Annotated in this window: 10 protein-coding genes and 2 pseudogenes; 7 read left to right on the forward strand and 5 right to left on the reverse strand. The window is 57.3% G+C overall.

Translation table 11 applies throughout. From position 1 onward, the window contains the following. Positions 1 to 543 precede the first annotated feature (543 nt). The 7 genes and pseudogenes from ABFT80_RS28120 to ABFT80_RS18930 form a co-directional block, all read left to right on the forward strand. Positions 544 to 867 (forward strand): annotated as a pseudogene (locus tag ABFT80_RS28120) (BapA/Bap/LapF family prefix-like domain-containing protein); the annotation flags it as partial. 223 nt (positions 868 to 1,090) lie between these two features. After that, positions 1,091 to 1,978 carry a hypothetical protein gene (locus ABFT80_RS18905; RefSeq protein ID WP_347973629.1) on the forward strand — a complete coding sequence of 296 codons (888 nt, stop codon included), beginning with the start codon at positions 1,091 to 1,093 and terminating at the stop codon, positions 1,976 to 1,978. 8 nt (positions 1,979 to 1,986) lie between these two features. Next, positions 1,987 to 4,731: pseudogene (locus ABFT80_RS18910) on the forward strand (BapA/Bap/LapF family large adhesin); the annotation flags it as partial. A 127-nt stretch (positions 4,732 to 4,858) separates the two neighbouring features. Further along, positions 4,859 to 6,139, forward strand: coding sequence for a TolC family protein (locus ABFT80_RS18915; protein WP_347973488.1), 1,281 nt, complete (start codon positions 4,859 to 4,861; stop codon positions 6,137 to 6,139). Positions 6,140 to 6,159: 20 nt separating this feature from the next. Further along, positions 6,160 to 8,355, forward strand: coding sequence for a type I secretion system permease/ATPase (locus tag ABFT80_RS18920; RefSeq protein ID WP_347973489.1), 2,196 nt, complete (start codon positions 6,160 to 6,162; stop codon positions 8,353 to 8,355). A gap of 23 nt (positions 8,356 to 8,378) precedes the next feature. Then, positions 8,379 to 9,578 carry an HlyD family efflux transporter periplasmic adaptor subunit gene (locus tag ABFT80_RS18925; RefSeq protein ID WP_347973490.1) on the forward strand — a complete coding sequence of 400 codons (1,200 nt, stop codon included), beginning with the start codon at positions 8,379 to 8,381 and terminating at the stop codon, positions 9,576 to 9,578. A gap of 13 nt (positions 9,579 to 9,591) precedes the next feature. Next, on the forward strand, positions 9,592 to 10,617 hold the full coding sequence (locus ABFT80_RS18930; protein WP_347973491.1) for an alpha/beta hydrolase family protein: 1,026 nt from the start codon (positions 9,592 to 9,594) through the stop codon (positions 10,615 to 10,617). Here the strand turns inward: ABFT80_RS18930 and ABFT80_RS18935 are convergent. From ABFT80_RS18935 to ABFT80_RS18955, 5 genes are all read right to left on the reverse strand, one after another. Further along, positions 10,592 to 14,491 carry a Mur ligase family protein gene (locus tag ABFT80_RS18935; protein WP_347973492.1) on the reverse strand — a complete coding sequence of 1,300 codons (3,900 nt, stop codon included), beginning with the start codon at positions 14,489 to 14,491 and terminating at the stop codon, positions 10,592 to 10,594. The genes ABFT80_RS18930 and ABFT80_RS18935 overlap by 26 nt on opposite strands. A gap of 328 nt (positions 14,492 to 14,819) precedes the next feature. Next, on the reverse strand, positions 14,820 to 15,665 hold the full coding sequence (phnE, locus tag ABFT80_RS18940) for a phosphonate ABC transporter, permease protein PhnE (RefSeq protein WP_347973493.1): 846 nt from the start codon (positions 15,663 to 15,665) through the stop codon (positions 14,820 to 14,822). 10 nt (positions 15,666 to 15,675) lie between these two features. Continuing rightward, positions 15,676 to 16,611 (reverse strand): phosphonate ABC transporter, permease protein PhnE, encoded by a 936-nt coding sequence (gene phnE / locus ABFT80_RS18945; RefSeq protein WP_347973494.1) that lies wholly within the window; start codon positions 16,609 to 16,611, stop codon positions 15,676 to 15,678. Next, positions 16,503 to 17,306, reverse strand: coding sequence for a phosphonate ABC transporter ATP-binding protein (phnC, locus tag ABFT80_RS18950; RefSeq protein WP_347973495.1), 804 nt, complete (start codon positions 17,304 to 17,306; stop codon positions 16,503 to 16,505). Before phnC ends, phnE (ABFT80_RS18945) begins: the two co-directional genes overlap by 109 nt. A 14-nt stretch (positions 17,307 to 17,320) precedes the next feature. Further along, on the reverse strand, positions 17,321 to 18,235 hold the full coding sequence (locus ABFT80_RS18955; RefSeq protein ID WP_347973496.1) for a phosphate/phosphite/phosphonate ABC transporter substrate-binding protein: 915 nt from the start codon (positions 18,233 to 18,235) through the stop codon (positions 17,321 to 17,323). Positions 18,236 to 18,263: the final 28 nt, after the last annotated feature.

The raw sequence follows: 18,263 nt of genomic DNA on the forward strand, positions 1-18,263 counted from the left end.
TGATTTTGTGCCAGTGAAGGGCTGATTTCTTGTTATCCGTAGAAATATTAAGTTGTTAAAATTCGACAATGGAAAGTCAATAAATCACGGAATATTGATCCGTAAGTAAAGAATTCATAGAAATTCAACTTATGATATTGCCAGGCCTGTAATTCAGGGTATGTTGTGCGCAGGGTAGTTGGGGTTACCAGATGGTAATCCGCCATATGCGTTTACCATCTAGCGTTGCTGGAGCGGGAAGCATGTGTGGCGATTTGACTGCAAGTTCAAGCACCATAATGCATCGGGAATCGCGCGTTCTGCGCGGATTTGCATTCTCGTCCCCAGATGAAATTCAATTCGTCAATCATCTATTCCTGCCGCGCAGTCTATTGGCTGCGCGTTGCATAAGGACGACATGTCGCGACCAGCGACACAGCATCTTCTCGAAGCATTCATCACTCAGGCAACCCCCGGCAATCAGTCATTTTATGACGGCGACCGCTCAAATTGGAGATTTGGCGGCTGACTGAATTATGTCGGCTTAGTTAGAGGAATACGTAGATGCCAGCCACGATTACCAATAAGGCCGACGGTGCAGTAACCACCGCGCAACTTGGCAACATTTCCGTAAGTTCAGCGAGCGTCGTGAAGCTCCCCCTGGCTCCGTCGGATGTTGCATCCTTTACCAGAACAGGCGTCGATCTTGTCATCCGCCTGAATTCCGGCGAGACGATCCGCATACAGAATTTCTTCAGTTCTCCCCAGGACGGGACGGAAAGCGATCTCGTTCTCGAAGATCGGGACGGTAAACTTTGGTACGGTGAAAATACCGATGGTCTGGCTGATTTTCAGTTTTCGGAAATAGACTCCGTCGATCAGTTGGTCGGAGCTTCCAGCGGTGATGGGCTAAATCCCTTGGCCGTGCTGGCCGGACTGGGCGCTCTCGGAGCCGGTGCCATCGCCATTGGCGCCTCGCAAGATGATTCGGATTCTGACGCAGATGCGGACGCAGACGCCGACGCCGACGCGGACGCTGACGCAGATGCCGACGCGGACGCAGACGCCGATGCTGACGCGGACGCTGATGCTGACGCGGACGCTGATGCAGATGCCGACGCTGACGCTGACGCAGATGCAGATGCCGACGCGGACGCTGACGCCGATGCAGACGCAGACGCTGATGCAGATGCCGACGCGGATGCAGATGCAGATGCAGATGCAGATGCAGATGCTGACGCCGATGCCGATGCCGATGCCGATGCCGATGCTGATGCAGACGCTGACGCCGATGCTGACGCCGACGCGGATGCAGATGCTGACGCAGACGCCGATGCTGACGCGGATGCAGATGCAGATGCGGACGCCGACGCGGATGCTGATGCAGACGCCGATGCTGACGCTGACGCCGATGCAGATGCGGACGCTGACGCCGATGCCGACGCAGACGCCGATGCTGACGCCGATGCTGACGCGGATGCAGATGCAGATGCGGACGCCGACGCGGATGCTGATGCAGACGCCGATGCTGACGCTGACGCCGATGCAGATGCGGACGCTGACGCCGATGCCGATGCCGACGCAGACGCCGATGCTGACGCCGATGCTGACGCGGACGCTGATGCAGATGCCGACGCGGATGCAGATGCAGATGCAGATGCTGACGCCGATGCCGATGCCGATGCCGATGCCGATGCCGATGCTGATGCAGACGCTGACGCCGATGCTGACGCCGACGCGGATGCAGATGCTGACGCAGACGCCGACGCCGATGCTGACGCGGATGCAGATGCAGATGCAGATGCGGACGCCGACGCGGATGCAGATGCAGATGCTGACGCTGACGCAGATGCTGACGCGGACGCGGACGCGGATGCTGATGCCGACGCCGACGCTGATGCAGATGCAGACGCGGATGCAGACGCAGACGCAGACGCCGATACAGAGGCGCCGGACGCACCGACGAATCTTCAGGTCAATGCTGACGGCACCGAACTGACAGGCGAAGGCGAGGCTGGGACAACAGTAAGCGTTGTCAACGCTGACGGTTTGGTCGTTGGTACAGGCACTGTCGGCGAAGACGGCACCTTCACGATACCGCTCGATCCGCCGCAGATTGACGGGGGCATATTGGAAGTCACGCTGACCGACGCGGCCAATAATCCTTCACTGCCCGGCGAAGCGACGGCTCCCGACCTTATTCCGCCGGAGGCACCTACCGGATTGGTCGTCAATGCGGATGGCACCGAACTTACAGGCATCGGAGAGCCCAACACTTCCGTAACCATCGTCAATGCTGCGGGCACTGTTGTCGGTACGGGCACTGTCGGGGAGGATGGCACCTTCACGATACCGCTCGATCCGCCGCAGATTGACGGCGGATCTCTGGAGGTGACGCTGGAAGATGCGGCTGGCAACCCATCATTGCCGGGAGAAGCGATTACTCCTGATCTAATCGCCCCGGAGCCGCCGGAAAATCTACTCGTGTCGGACAATGGTGCGGAACTGACCGGTGAAGGCGAGCCGGGCACCACTGTTACAGTCACCAATGCTGCCGGAACGGAGGTCGGCACAGGCACAGTTGGTGAGGATGGTACATTCACCATCGTTCTCAGCCCGCCGCAGGTCGATGGCGGAACGCTCGATGTGACGCTCACCGATGCAGCGGGCAATGTTTCCGATGACGCGTCGGTAACGGCGCCACTGCTCGATGATACTGCTCTTGCGGCCTACACGGATGTTGTTTCCGCCGAAGTGGTGCTGAGCCCGGTCGAGGAAACGAAAACGGGTCAGCAGTCGAATTCGGCGCTGCTTAATTTGGGGAATTTCTCCGATAGCTACGAGTTCAGTATTGCCGACGGAACCGAAGGCGATGCGGTTTTCGACATCACCGTGTCCAGCCTGCTTGGCCTGCTTACCAATGCCCAGGCGTTCCTTGATGTTGAGATTAATGGTGAATGGGTCAGGGTGGGGCAATCCGGAACCGGTGGATTGCTCGATCTGCTCGGGCTTGCCGGTCAGGGCATCCAGATCAGCGTCAACGATCTCCAGGCTGGCAATTATCGCCTGACCTATAGCGGTGGCGGACTTGTCGGAGTGGTCACGACCGTCACTGTCGATGCCACCATTGTCGAAGCGAGCCTGACGGAGTTCGTCGGGGTCGGAAGCACGGTCGATGGCAATATTCTCGATGGTTCGGAAAGTGGCGGCGCGGCGGATTCTCTTGGTCCCGACGGGCTGGCCGTTCTGGAAATCGACACTGGCACAGGCACCTTCGTAGAGGTAACCGATGGCATGGAGATCGTCGGCCAATATGGCACGCTGACGATCAATGCCGATGGTTCCTTCTCCTATACGCCGAATGACGATCCGGCTGCCGTGGGCAAGGTCGACAGCTTCACCTACCGGCTCAGCCACCCCAATGGAGAAACGGCTTCCGCCAATATCCATGTGCAGATTGGAAGCCCGCAGGTCGAAACCATCTGGAACCCGAATGATCCGTCACAACCAGCCGAGATCGTGACGGCGCTGGATGACACCGGCACGGCGTTCATCGAACTCCAGAATCCGGTGACGAATGAAAGTGTTAATGATGCCATTGCTTACAGTTGGCTGATTGGTGCTCTTGGAGTCGTTTTAGGTAGCACTTCAGGTCAGGCGACCTTCTCCGTTGAAGCCGATACCAGTCGCGACGTCGAAATCGATATAAATGTCGGTAGCCTCCTTTCGCTTCTGAATTCGATCAATTTCCAGGTCTTCAAGGTAAATGCGACTGGACCGGATACATTGGTGATCGATCGGGCGCAGGCTGCGCTTCTCGATCTGGTCGGCATCTTTGGCCAGAGCGTGCGCTTGAATCTGGAAGATCTTGGACCGGGCAACTATCGCGTCGCGGTGCAAAACAACAGCGTTGTCAGCCTGCCGGGTACAGTTACCGTCGATTTCAATTTCGAGACGACGGATTTCTCGCAGGTCGTTCCGGGAACGATTACGTCGGCGGCTGGAAATGTTTTGGCCGACGATACGCTGGGTTCCGACTTCACCGTGCTGCAGGTTGCGGGCGCGGGCGGTACGTTCCAGGTTCCGGGCGTCAATGGCACGACGCTTGTCGGTACGCATGGCACGTTGCTCATCCACGCCAATGGCGACTACACCTACACACCCAATAGTGCGACAGGGGGCATCGGCCAAACGGACACATTCACCTACCGGCTGCTGCATCCCAATGGCGATACGTCGACCGCAACCCTGACCATCGACATTCAGGAAGGCACCGCAACGGCTGAAATATTGTCGGCATCGATGGCCGACGATCTTCAGCCCGTCGATGACGCTGCACCGGCAATGGCGGATGAAAACACCGCGCATGAAAGCGATACGGTTCTGCTTGCGGCTTCCGACGATCAGAATGCGGATAGCTTCGACATGGACGATGTCGTGCCGCTCGGTTCGTTCGCTGCTCAGGCAGAAGGCGATGCCGATGCCGATACGACATGGGACGGACTTCTGACCGAGGCCCCCGTCATGGACGAGGGTGAAGATCTCAGTATCGATCTTGAAAACTTTGCAGGACTGGCCAGCGGGGATGAAACGGCGGGCAGCGTCTCGCCTGATACTTCTGATTTGTCTGGTCCGACGCAAGAAAATGTGGAGCTTTCAAGTATCGAGGTGGATGACCCGTTTGCGCATTTCTCGTCCAATCCGATCGATGACGAAGAAAGGATAAATCAGAACTCCGCCTCCGCTATTTGATGGTGATGCATTGAAGAAGCATACATTGCTGACGTGCCGGACCCGGCAAAAGTATCGCTCCCGAGGGAGCGATACTTTCCCGCTGGGGAATGCTCGAAACGCCGCTGGATCGAAATGGCGACGTGGCTTGCGATCAAAATTGTTTTTGGGCGGTCTGTCACTCATTGCGACTGTGCCGCCCGTTTCGTCTCAGGAGCTCAGTCTGGAAGACGCGGTTCGCAAGGCGGTTTCCTGGCATCCGTCCATCGACGAAGCGATCGGCAGGCTCAATCAGCAGGCGGAACGGATCAACGAGGCCAAATCCGGCTACATGCCGCGCGTGGAAGGGGGCTTGAGCACCTCCTATGGCAATAGGGATGAAGGCTTTCAACCGGTTCTGAACCTTTCGGCATCGCAGATGATCTACGATTTCGGGAAAGTTTCCAGTGCGGTCGATTCCGCCACGGCCGGAACGCAGGGAACCCGTGCGCGCGTATTGCTCGCCGTCGATCAGCTCGTTCGTGAAACCTCCTATTCGGCCATCGAACTGCAACGCAACCGCGCTTTGCGCGCCGTGGCGCGGGAGCAGATTTCAGGCATCACCGCCATTACCGATCTGGTCCGGGAGCGAACCGAAAAAGGAGCGAGCACGCGTTCCGATCAGGTGCAGGCGGAGGCACGGCTCGAGGAAGCGGTTTCTGCCGAACTGCAGATAAGCTCCCAGCTTGACCGATGGGCTGGCAGTCTTGCCAATCTGACCGGGCAGAGCGGCGCGATCAATATGTCGTCGAAGGCCCCGAAATGGCTTCTTAAAGCCTGCGATTCCGCCAAGCCGGAATGGGAGGAATTGCCTGAAGTGCAGGAGGCCGACGCATCGCGCCGCGTTGCCCTTGCCGAACTGGACAGAAGCCGCGCCGAAGCATTGCCGACCCTGTCTCTGGAAGCGCGGACGGGTCTTTATCTGAATGGCGATTCGTCGCGCGACCACGATATGCGTTTAGGGTTCAATCTGTCGTCCAGCATCTATCAGGGCGGCGCCGCAAGCGCGCGCCGCAATGCGGCAGGTCATGCATTGCGCGCCGCCGATGCCGCAAAGAACAACGCCCGCATAGAAGTTCAGCGAAGATTGTCGGAGGCGAGCCTGCAGACCAGCGGCCTCACGCGCCTTTTGTCGTCGCTTTCCAATCGCGGCAAGATGATGAAGGAGACGAGGGACCTTTACCGCGAGCAATATATCCAGCTCGGCACGCGCACGCTGCTCGACCTTTTGAACGCGGAGCAGGAGTTGCATCAGGCAAATTTCGAAGCCGTGAACACAGTCCATGATCTTCGGCGATTGCGGATCGACTGCGTCTTCAACACAGGGAAGTCACGCACCCTGTTTGGTCTTGAAGGCATGTCGGTGCGCGGTGTGTCGTTGAGAAAGTGAAGCAAGAGGACGCATCAGCCATGCACAGGGAAGCTGAAGCGGCAAACCTCTCAAACAGCGAGCATGCGGATGCGTTCGAAAGCGAAGCATGGCTCGAAGCCCTCCGTTATGTAGCCCGGCATTTTCGCTTGCCGACATCCACGCAGGCGGTCCGGCAGGTCGCGCTCTGGGACCGCGGGGATACCGGGCAGGCCAAGCTTCGCAACATGGCGCGCGTCATGGGACTGCGGCTGAAATTCACACATCCTCCGTTGCCTGCGCCGTCCGACTGGCACCTCCCGATTATTGCGCGCCTTGATGATGAGTCGATCGTAGTCATCTCCGCAATCGGTTCCTCAGGTGAAGCCAGTGTCATCTTCAGTGGTGACAGGGGTCTTCAAAGCCCGATGCAGGTTTCCGAGTTGATCGACCGTTGCGAGATGCTTGTGATACCACGCCCGTCGCGCGCGGTGCCTGACGCGAGGGTCGATGCCTACATTGCGCCCTACAAGGAAAACTGGTTCAGACGGATCGTGCTGCGCGATCTGCGGCCTTACGGCCATGTCATGCTGGCGTCCCTCATCGCCAATGCGCTCGGCCTGGCCGGCATCCTGTTTTCGATGCAGGTCTACGACCGCGTCGTGCCGGCGGAATCATTTCCCACGCTTTACGTACTTTTTGGCGGTGTGCTCCTCGCCATCTTCTTTGACTTCATCATGCGCCGGCTGCGCATGAACATCATCGACGTACTCGGCAAGCGCGCCGATATCCGCATGTCGGATCAAGTGTTCGGCCATGCGCTGCGTGTTCGCAACAGTGCCAGACCTGCCTCCACTGGCACGTTCATTGCGCAATTGCGCGATCTGGAACAGGTTCGCGAATTGCTGACCTCGACCACCGTGGCAGCACTCGCGGATATCCCGTTTTTCCTGCTTTTCCTCGGCATATTCTGGATATTGGCGGGGCCGCTGGTCATTGTCCCGCTCGGCGCCCTGGTGTTGCTCATTGCGCCGGGGCTTTTGGCGCAACGGCGTTTGCGGGTTTATGCCAACGAATCCATGCGCGAGGCATCTTTGCGCAATGCGATGCTGGTCGAGGCCGTGCAGGGCATCGAGGACATAAAAACGCTGCAGGCCGAGGAGCGCTTTCAGCAGCAATGGAACCATTTCAACGCCGTGACGGCCGAGGCGCAGCTTAAACTTCGGTCCCTGAGCAATTCGCTCGTGGTCTGGACGCATAATGTCCAGACAGGTGTGTTCGCAACCGTGGTTTTTCTGGGTGCTCCAATGGTCATCGCTGGCGATATGACGACCGGCGCTTTGGTGGCAGCATCGGTGCTCGGCTCCCGCATGATGGCTCCGATGGCGCAGATCACACAGGTTCTCAGCCGGTTTCAGCAGGCGAAGGTCGGCATGCAAAGTCTCGACCGGATCATGCAGATGCCGGTCGATCACCCTGAACATGAAAGCCGCATCCATCATTCCAGCATTGCGGGTGACTACGCTCTGAAATCCGCGGTGTTTCGCTATGGCGACGAGACTTCGCCGCCTGTGCTGTCGATCAGAAACATGCGTATTCAGGCGGGCGAGAAAATCGCCGTGCTTGGAAAGAATGGTGCTGGAAAATCGACGCTGCTGCAGGCCCTTTCAGGACTTCTGGAGCCGGCTTCCGGCGAATTGCTGCTCGAAAATACCGCCATTCAACATATCGACCCGGCGGATTTGCGTCGTGATGTGAGCCTCATGACCCAGAATGCGCGCCTCTTCCATGGAACGCTTCGCGACAACATCATGCTCGGCTCGCCGGATGCCTCGCAGGACGAAATCCTGAAAGCCCTGGCGATGGTCGGCGCGGATGAATTCATTAGGAAATTGCCGAAAGGTCTGGATCATCCCGTGCTGGAAGGAGGCAACGGCCTTTCCGGCGGACAAAAACAGGCAGTTCTGTTGGCAAGGCTTTTGATACGCCAGCCGAACGTCGTGCTGCTCGATGAACCGACAGCCGCTATGGACGAGGCAACCGAACGGCACTTTATCGAGCAATTCCTGGACTGGAGCGGCGAGCGCACCGTGGTCGTGGCAACGCACCGGATGCGGGTTCTCGAATTGGTGGATAGGGTAATCGTCATCGAAAACGGCGTCGTCGTTTTGGATGATACAAAAGACAATGCGCTAAAAATCCTGAAGGGCTTGGGGAATGTTGCGACGGCAAAGAAGAAGCCGCCCGGCAATAATTAACCAGCTTCGGAGGGCCGACAGATATGGCTTTTTTCCACACGACGCGAAAGGAAGCCGATTCCTGGATTTACGGTGATGCAGATGATGTACGTCTGTCCCGCTCGTCGCGGGTCGTCTGGGTCATTGCCGCCCTGCTTATTGCTTTGGGAATATGGGCCTATTTTTCCAGGCTGGATGAAGTCGCGACCGGCTCGGGCCGTGTCGTTCCCATCATGCGCGAACAGATCATCCAGTCATTGGAAGGCGGTATTCTCGCTTCGCTTCATGTCCGGCAGGACGATGTTGTCGAGCCGGGCGAAATACTTGCGCAACTGGACCCAACCATCAGTGAATCCGATGTCGGCGAGAGCGCCGCAAAATACCGCGCAGCCCTTGCAAGCTCAGCAAGATTGCGCGCCGAGGTCAACCAGATGCCTTTGAAGTTTCCGGATGAACTGGATGATTTCGAAGAGCTCAGGACGGCGGAAGAAGCACTGTTTGAAGCGCGCCGCCGCAGTCTGTCGCAGGCGACAGCCTGGATCGACGAGTCGCTGAATCTGGTGCGCAGCGAGCTGGCGATCAGCGAATCCCTGATCAAGAGCGGTGCGGCCAGCAATGTCGAGGTGCTGCGTCTCAAGCGGCAACTGGTCGAACTCGAACTGAAACAGGTCGAGCTGAATTCCGAATATCTGGTGCGCGCCCGCGAAGAGCTTGCGACTGCGAATGCCGAGGTTGAATCGCTGTCCTCGGTCGTCAAGGGGCGTTCGGATTCGCTGTCTCGATTGACCCACAGGTCGCCTGTGCGCGGCATCGTCAAGAACATCGAGGTCAGCACGATCGGCGGTGTCGTGCCGCCAAATGGAAAACTCATGGAGATCATTCCGCTGGACGACAAGCTTCTGGTGGAAGCCCGCATCTCTCCCCGCGACATCGCTTTCATCCATCCCGGACAACGCGCAAGCGTGAAGATCACGGCTTATGACTATGCCATTTATGGCGGGCTGGAAGGCGAGGTCGCGACCATCTCGCCGGATACGATACAGGACGAAATAGACCCGCAGATTTATTACTACCGCGTATTCGTGCAGACGGAATCGGATGCGCTGGAAAACAAGACGGGTACGCTATTCCCGATCGTTCCTGGCATGATCGCCACCGTCGATATCCATACCGGCAGCAAGACGGTGGTGGAATATCTGATCAAGCCGCTGAACCGCGCGCGCGAAGCGCTGCGGGAGCGTTAGATCGCGGCTTGTCATGCGTATTCCCATTTTGCTCAACTGTTCCGTGATTCTGCTTTTGGCGATGACAGGCCTTGTGTCGGTCGCGCATGCACGGGAGGGCCGCTTGGGACCGGACGAAAAACAGAACCCTCGCGAACTGCTCATTCCGCGCGACGACGACAGTTTCGACCCTCTGGAAGCCCTTCACGGCTCATTCAGCACGCCTGTTCACTGCGCAAAAATTCCAGGCGGACTTTGGGTGGAAACGGACGGCAAGGGCGAATGCATCAGGCATTATGCGCAAGGGATCGCATATGGAGAAAATCCGCTCGCCATTGTCTATTTCGGCGGCGATGTTCTTTTGCGCAATTCAAAGGGCGAGCGCTTTATTGCACCGGCCTACGCAGAGCATACGCCCGGCAGTTTCAACGCCGACATGAAGCTGCTTTCCGAACGTTCCGGCCTGCCCGCAATCTTCATCGCCCGGCCGGGAACCTATGGTTCTTCCGGCGATCACACGCTGCGCCGCTACTCTCGCGAAATCGAATTGATCGATGGTGCGATTGCACAGATCAGAATGCGCTACGGAATTTCGCACTTTATCCTCGCCGGACAATCCGGCGGCGGCCATATCGTGGCCTCTCTCCTAAACAGGCGAAAGGACGTGACGGCGGCAGTCATCTCGTCCGGCCTCGTTTCGGTCAGGCAGGTGATGGCTTACTGGGAAAACAGGCGGGATATTCCGGGTTCTACGCTCTACGATGCCGATGCGTTTTACGATCCCGTCGATGATGTCGCAAAAATCACGCGCGAACCGCAGCCGCAGATCATTCTCATATCCGATCGCGATGATCGTGTGGTGCCTTTCGAGACGCAGGCGCACTATGTGAAAGAGTTGCGGCGTGCCGGTTTTCAGCCGGTGCATATTCTGGCGAAGGGAGACGGGGCAAACAATCATGTTCTCTCCCGTCATCTGCGCCTCGCGGCGGCACTTGTCGCTCAGGGAAGCAAACCCGATAAAATAAGGAGTATGGTCAAGCAGATCGAGCCGCTGGAGTGACAAGGGCCGCTGCTTTTTCCGCCTCATAGGCTTCAATCAGGGATTTTACGGCAGCGTCGCGCTCATCCTTGCTTGCCGCACCCAGAACGACCGCAATCCATCTATGTCCCGCTCGCCTGACCGAGAAAATCACATGGTTTCCGCGACCGACGATTGTCCCGGTTTTCAGGCCATCCGCACCCTCAAGCTCGAACAGCAGGCGGTTGATGTTGCGTTGCGCCTTTCCGTTCCATTGGAATTCAGGCTCGGCGCAGAGTTTCGCGACATTCGGATGATGCTTGAAGACGTGTTGCGCAAGTGCCAGGGCATCCTGTGCATCGATCCGCTGATCCAGTCCAAGCCCGCTGGGCGATGAGAAATGCGTGCTGTTCAATCCGAGCTTGGCTGCGCGGGCATTCAGGCGAGCGGTGAAGCGGCGTATGGTGCCGCTGTGCCATTCGGCAAGCGCATTGGCCGCTTCGTTCGAACTTACGATGGCGGTTGCGCGCATAAGGGTTTCGATGCTCGCCTCCGTGCCGGGAACAAAACCCCAATGGCTGTTGACCTTGGCGGCCGCTTCGGAAACCAGAGCCTTGTCGCTCGTGGAAAGGCCTTCGGCCGCCAGCTTTTCTTCGACGAGGCATAGGGTCAGCAATTTGGTGATCGACGCCGGCAGATGGTTTTCCGCGAGACCGGCGGAAAATATGGTCTGCTTCAGGCCGTCATCATAGAGCAGTGCCGTCACCCCATCGGGAAGTTTCGGCGGCGTTTTCATTTTGGTTTGCAGCGCGTTCAGGTTTCTCACCGTTCTCTCTGCCTGGTTGGCGGCCAGTTTCTTCATCCAAGATACCAGTTCATGAATGCGTGTGCTGTTGGACCCCTTGGCCAGAAGGACATCGCCACGCGCGATTTCCTTCTGCAAAATAGGTTTCAAAGCCCGCAGGGATTCTGCCTTCACGCCCCGGCGCGATTGCGGGATCTCGTTCCAGAACTCGTCATACAGATCGCCGATCACATTGACGCGGTCGATATCATTCGAAGCGATGAGAGGTGCCAGTTCGGTGTGGTAGCGCCTGGCGTCCGGTCCGAGCTCGGCCATTTCCCCAAGCACTACAATTTTGCGGCCCTCGTTTTTGCGAGCACCAAGATTGGCAAGTGCTGCCTTCATCGAGCTGGGATTGGCGTTGTACGCATCGTCGATGAGCAGGAATTCCTTGCCATTCAGGGCCAGTTGTTTTTCTTCGCCTCTGCCCGACATGGCTGAGAAAGTCGCAAGCTGCGCCAGTGCGGGCTCGAGAGAATGGCCAAGTGCGGCAATCGCCGCCAGAACGGCGAGACTGTTGAGCGCCATATGCTTGCCCGCCGCACCGAGCTTATATTTTATCGGCTGGCCCAGAATGCTGGCATGCACGATTTGTCCGGCAGCATCATAATCCAGCAGCCGGAACGAGCTGTCTTCGGTTTCCCCGTAGTGCGTAATGACAAGGCCGCGCGCCGTCGCCGCGTCGTGGACGATCTCCCATTCCTGCATGTCGCGATTGATTACCGCGATGCTTCCGGGCGACATGCCCAGGAAAATCCCGCTCTTGGTCACGGCGATATCCTTCACCGTGCTGTGGTCGCCAAGATGGGCAGGGGCAACATTTGTGAATATGGCGATATGCGGCTGCGCCATGCGTGCGCTCTGCGCCATTTTGCCGACAGCCAGTTCCAGAACGAGATGCGGGCTGTCCCATGGCATGGCTGCAAGGTTCCAGGCGACGCCATGGGGGAGATTTGCGTTATGCGCGGTCTTGCTTGCCGACCCCCAGGGGCAAAGCGCGTGGGAAAGCATGGCGACCGTCGTCGTCTTTCCGGCGCTGCCCGTGACCGCCAGTATCTTCCCGGTCATTTTCTGACGGGCATAATGTCCAATCGAAAGGATCGCCTTGTCGGTATCGGCAACGAGCAGCAATGGAATGCCGTCAAAACCGTTTTCATCGGGATATTCGGTTATGATGGCAGCCGGAGGGGCGCGCATTGCCTCGATCACGGAGGCAGGCACGCCTTTTCCTTTGGCCTCCGCGCGAACAACGACGAACTGGCCCGGCTGCATCGTCGACGCATGAATGCAAAGCCCGGTTGCAGTCCAGCCTGAAGGGGGAGGGCGCTGCCAGATCCCGTCCGTCGCTGCCACAAGGCTTTCGGCATTCCACCCGGATGGCGCGCGCTGTGCGGCAACGAGCTTCCGGAAGTCTTCTCGTTTCTCCAGATAATTGCGATAGGCGATGAAGCCGGAGAGATAGTGTTCGACATCGTCGATGCGCACGCGGAATGCGTGATGACGGATGAAAAAACTGCCCAGAATCCTGTCGGGATTGCGAAAATACATCGCCATTTCCGGCCAAAAGAAGCCGTTCAGCAGATAATGCGCGCGAAACTCCAGCGATTTTTCGAATTTTTCCAGATCGATTTCGTCAAGAAGATGCCGAAGCTCCGGCATTTCGCCGAGCCGGGACAGCATTTCCCGCGCGGCCATCATGAGTTCGAGCAAGGTCGGAAAAGTGGTGATGCGCTGCCCGACGAAATCGAGATAATCGGCCACGTTTCTTATACCGAAAACGAAGTAGCGCTCCTCCGGCCGGTATCGCGTCAACTCGTTGACGCAGTAGCTGAGCCAGTGGTCGTGGTGGCGCCAATGCTCCTTCTCGATGAAATGCCCGAAGGCCTTTTCGACCGTTTCGAGCCATCTTTCATCCCGCGTAAGATTGTAGAGACGCATCAACCCGAAGGCCGCTTCGCCCTCATAATAGATCGTTCGAAAATCCTGCCTGAGCTTCAATGATGGGAAATGAAGCACATGCACGAACGAACCAGTTTGCTGGTCCTGCATATGGCGGATGCCCAGAGCCAGCCTCTCCATAAGCGATTTGTGAGTGTCGTTTCCGGTGATTTCGCAATGCTTGACCAGGGCCAGAAGCGCCACCGCATTCGCGCCAAGCTTGATCTCTTTGTTCACCTCGACAAGGAATGCCGCGCCTGTGCCGTCCGGCAGCGTGGCATCCTTGATTAACGTTCCGGTCAGATGTGAAATCGAGCGGTCGATCGCATTTTTCAAACCTTCATCGCGGGTGACTTCGAATGCCTCCAGCATCGCGTAGGTCGTGCTTGCATGCCGCAGCGTGTTGTAAGCCGCAATCTGCCGGTCGAAACATGGATGATAACCATAGATGAACGAGCCATTGTCCTGAACCTGCCGGGAGAGAAACTCGGACCCCGCCTTCACAAGAGACAACACTCCGTCGGCCGACAATTGCTCTATGCGTCTGCGGCCCGCATTCAGGTCTTCATCCAGTTCGAAGGCCGCACCGTCCTCATTTACGAAGATACCTGCGGTCGTCAGGACATAGACTGTGGCGTCTTCGGAGAAATCGAGTTTCAGATCCTTGCCGAAGCGCTGCGCTGCATAGATCGCGAAATTCTGCTCATTGACGACCGCATGTTCGATGCGATTGCCGCCATAGAGCATGGCGTTGGCATTGAGTTCCTGTTCCAGAAAAGCGGCCTTCAGGTCGCCATCCAGCGCCAGCCCTTTTCGAAAATAGTTTCGTTTGATTCTTTGAAGCCCGGTGCGAAATTGCCTCCAACTCAACGGCTCGGCTTTTTCCACCCAGTCGAAGCGAAGCCAGCGCCCTTCGAGATTGTGCTTCTGCATCCCGGCATGAAGTTTTGAAACGCTTTCGTCCCAGACGGCATCGAAGGTTTCACCTGTACCGTGGACGACATGCGCCCGCGATTTGCCATCAGAAACGGAAATGAAAAGACAATAAGCAGGGTGCGGTGCGGCAAGTTTTCGGCATTTTGCCTTCAAAACTTCGCGGGTCCTGGAGAGTTTTTGCGAAAATAACAACCGCATTCACCATCTGACTGCACCTGAATATAAAACTATCCCGAGAAAATCCTTTTGGCGACAGTTCAATCCAGTGAAGGTTAAGGTGTCGGCGACCTGAATGTCGTCTTTCGGCCATGCCAATCCCGAAAATGGGGTGATCTGAGCTCGAAAAGTTGCATAAGATGCAGTGTGGGGACGCAGTCTGATCAGTGCTCAAATTCTCCCCGAATGTTTCACATATTCGCCAGCACTCAGGACGAACCCGAGCGGGATGGGGTCTACAGCCAATGGCTCACTTGAAGGGAAGTGCTGTAGTGCTCTGCTGGTGATGCCCCAACCAAGAGTGCAAGTATTATCGCATCTTTCCAATTTTCTTGCGTAGCCAACCGGAACCGATTTCGGCCAGCAAGACCAGACCTATGATGACCAGCAAAATGGCCGCGACCCGTGTACTCTCCAGTTGTTGCGTCGTGCGCTTCAAATACCAGCCCATGCCGCCGCCGCCGAAAAAACCGACCACGGTGGCGGCGCGGAAGGCGACGTCCCATGTGTAGATGGCGATTCCGGTAAAGGCGACGCGCACCTGCGGAAATACGCCATATTGGAATACCTGTAAGGGGTTTGCGCCGACTGAGCGCAGCGCTTCGACCGGGCCCATATCGATGGCTTCAAGCTCGTCCGAAAACAGCTTGCCGGCAAACCCGATGCAGAAGACGGTCAGCGCCAGCGTTCCGGCCAGCATGCCGAAACCAAGTACAGTTACGAACAGAATGGTCCAGATCGTCTCATGGATCGAGCGGCTGCCCATTATCGCGAAGCGTCCAAGCGGGTAGGCGATGCGCTTGCTTATGGTGATGTTGCGGGCGGCCAGCCAGGCAAGGGGGATCGAACAGACCACACCAAAGAAACCGCCCAACAAAGACATCTCCAACGTTCGAATTACCGACCGAATGAAGTCGGCATCGGTGATGTAGTTGATGTCTGGCGGAAAGTAGCGTGTCGCCAGAATCTCCGCGAGACGGGGGAACGCGCCGAGAATGCGGTAAAGATCGATGTTGAGGAATGCGATCGAGTAACCGAGGAAGGCCAGAATCGCCAACATGACCGCGAAACGAATGGTCGATTCCGGATGGCGGTAACGAGACCATTCGCGCTTCGGAGCCGGATCGGAAATGACGGTTGTTGACTCTATCGACATCGCCATTTCCTCAGATCACGGCTTTGCGGGCGTAGTGGGATATCACCTCGCCAATGGCAATCAGAACGAGCACCGCGAGGACTACGAGGGTAACGCCGCCATAGTTGAACATTGCCATCTGGCGAAAGAATACGAGACCGAGGCCTCCGGCTCCAACCAGTCCCATGATAGCCGAGCGGCGAATATTGATGTCCCATTCGAAGATGATAGTGCCGATGATCACAGGCAGGATCTGCGGGACGATGCCGTAATACATGACCTGAAACTGGTTGCCGCCAACCGCGCGGATTGCCTCGACGGGTTTCGGGTCGATGTTTTCGATCGCCTCTGCGGTGATCTTCGAGATGAAGCCGACCGAGCGCATCGCGACGGCCAGAATGCCAGGGAGCGCGCCGAGACCTACAGCGCCGACGAACAGCAACGCCCAGATAATCTCGTGGATCGAGCGCGAAAGCACCATCAGGAAACGGCCAAGTGGATAGAAGATGTATCTGTTGGGCGTAACGTTGGCTGCGCCGAACCAGGCGACCGGCAAGGAGAAGAAGCACCCCAGAATCGTGCCGAGCGTCGCCATCATCAACGTTTCCAACGCCGGGACCACGAGCTTGGGAAGGAGCGACCAATCGATCAGGAAGAAGCGCTCGAGCGTGCCGAGAATACCGAGCGCGCCGCCCATGCGCTGCCAATCGGTGTCGAACATGATGGTGTCCCAGAAACACCAGGCAAGCAGCGCCAAGGTTGCCCCCAATAGGAGCCAATTTTTGAAACGCCTTGTGCGTTTGTGGGCGAGCCATGCGTCAAACCCATGTTCAGAAAGCGGAGGCGCGGCGATACTCATCACAGCACTTCCATCGCGTAGATTTCGTCGAGGTCCTGCTTGCGCATGCCTTTCGACGGCCCGTCGAATTTTTTGTAGCCGTCCTGCATTCCGATGATGCGATTGCATGTCTCCAGCGCGAGTTGGACGTCATGGATGTTGCACAGCACGGGCACCTTGAACTCGCAGGCAAGTTCGCGGATCAGCCCCATCACGTCGCGCGAGATCTTTGGGTCGAGCGCCGAGGTCGGCTCATCGAGGAGAAGGATTTCCGGTTTCTGCATCAATGCGCGTGCTATGCCGACGCGCTGGCGCTGGCCGCCGGAAAGGGCATCGGCACGCTTGTCTATATGATCCTGCAGGCCGACGCGCTCGAGCAGATGCAGTGCCCGGTCGATGTCTTCCTTGGGAAATGCCTTGAAAAAGCTGCGGAATGCACCGGTGTAGCCAAGCCGGCCGGACAGCACATTGTCCATCACCGACATGCGGTTCACGAGGTTGAATTCCTGGAATATCATGCCGATGCGGCGGCGCAGCCGGCGAAGGTCGCCGCTATTCAGCGGCCGCACGGATTGGCCGAACAGGATAATGTCGCCCTCTGTGGGTTCGACCAGTCGATTAATGCAGCGGATCAGCGTTGATTTTCCCGCGCCGCTAGGCCCGATAACGGCACAGAAGTCATCTCCATCGACGTTGAAATCGATACCTTTCAGGATTTGCGGGCCGCTGTTTGTGTAGCTGACCTTGAGATTGCTAACTTCCAGGGTAGACATCACCGCCACCGCTTTGGCCGAAGAGCCGCGCGATACGCGGCTCTCGGTCATGATCATTTCGTGTCTCAATTTCCCGCCGCCTTTTCAGCCGCGACGAGCTTGCGGATGATATCGTAATCGCTGTCCTTCATGGCGACGAATTTCGTCGACTTGATACCGTCGAACAATGGCTTCGAGCTGGGGTCCTCGTGCAGCGTCAGGAAGGCCTCGCGGATCGCAGCCTTGAGCGGCTCACAAAGGTCGCCGCGATAAACCATCGGGTCTTGCGGAATAACTTCCGACGACCAGACAACCTTGAAGTCCTCCGGCTTGGCGAGACCGCGGTCGATCACATTGTCGAGACGGTGGGTCGCGACGAAGGCATCGTCGACACGCCCCTCCTTCACGGCAAGCGCCGATTGGTCATGACCGCCGGTGTAGACGACTTTTGAGAAGTATTTCTCGAGTTCGGGGCCGACTCCGATCAAGTCTCCGAACACCATGCGCGGCAGAAGATTGCCCGATGTCGAGGCTGGATCGGCCAAGCCTGTGACGGACCCTTTCACGCTTTCCACCGTGTCAAATTTCGAATCCGATCTCGAAATCAACACAGCCTTGTAGCCGGGACCTTCTTCCTGGAAATGGCCCTTGGTCTTGGTGTAGGTCGCAAAGACCTCCAGCGCGGGATCTTTTTCCTTGGCCAGCACGTAGGAATTGGGGCCATGAACGCCAATATGCACCCAGCCATTGACCATGCCTTCGATGACCGAGGCATAGGAGGTCGGCATGAAGAACTCGACCGGCTTGCCTGTCTTTTCCTTCAGCTTGTCGATCAGGGGTTGGTAGATATCGAGTTCCTGCGTCGTTTCTTCGGTCGGGATGATCGAGAAAACGAGTTGGCTAGGATCTTTGCATTCCTGCGCGAATGCAGCCGAGCTTGCATATGCGATCACGGCACAGGCCGCCGTCAGTCTCGTGACGGTATGTTTCAGAAAATTCATGTCATCCTCCCTTGTTTTGCAGCGGGTT

It is taken from the genome of Foliimonas ilicis (assembly GCF_039939195.1).
Lineage (GTDB): Bacteria > Pseudomonadota > Alphaproteobacteria > Rhizobiales > Rhizobiaceae > Foliimonas > Foliimonas ilicis.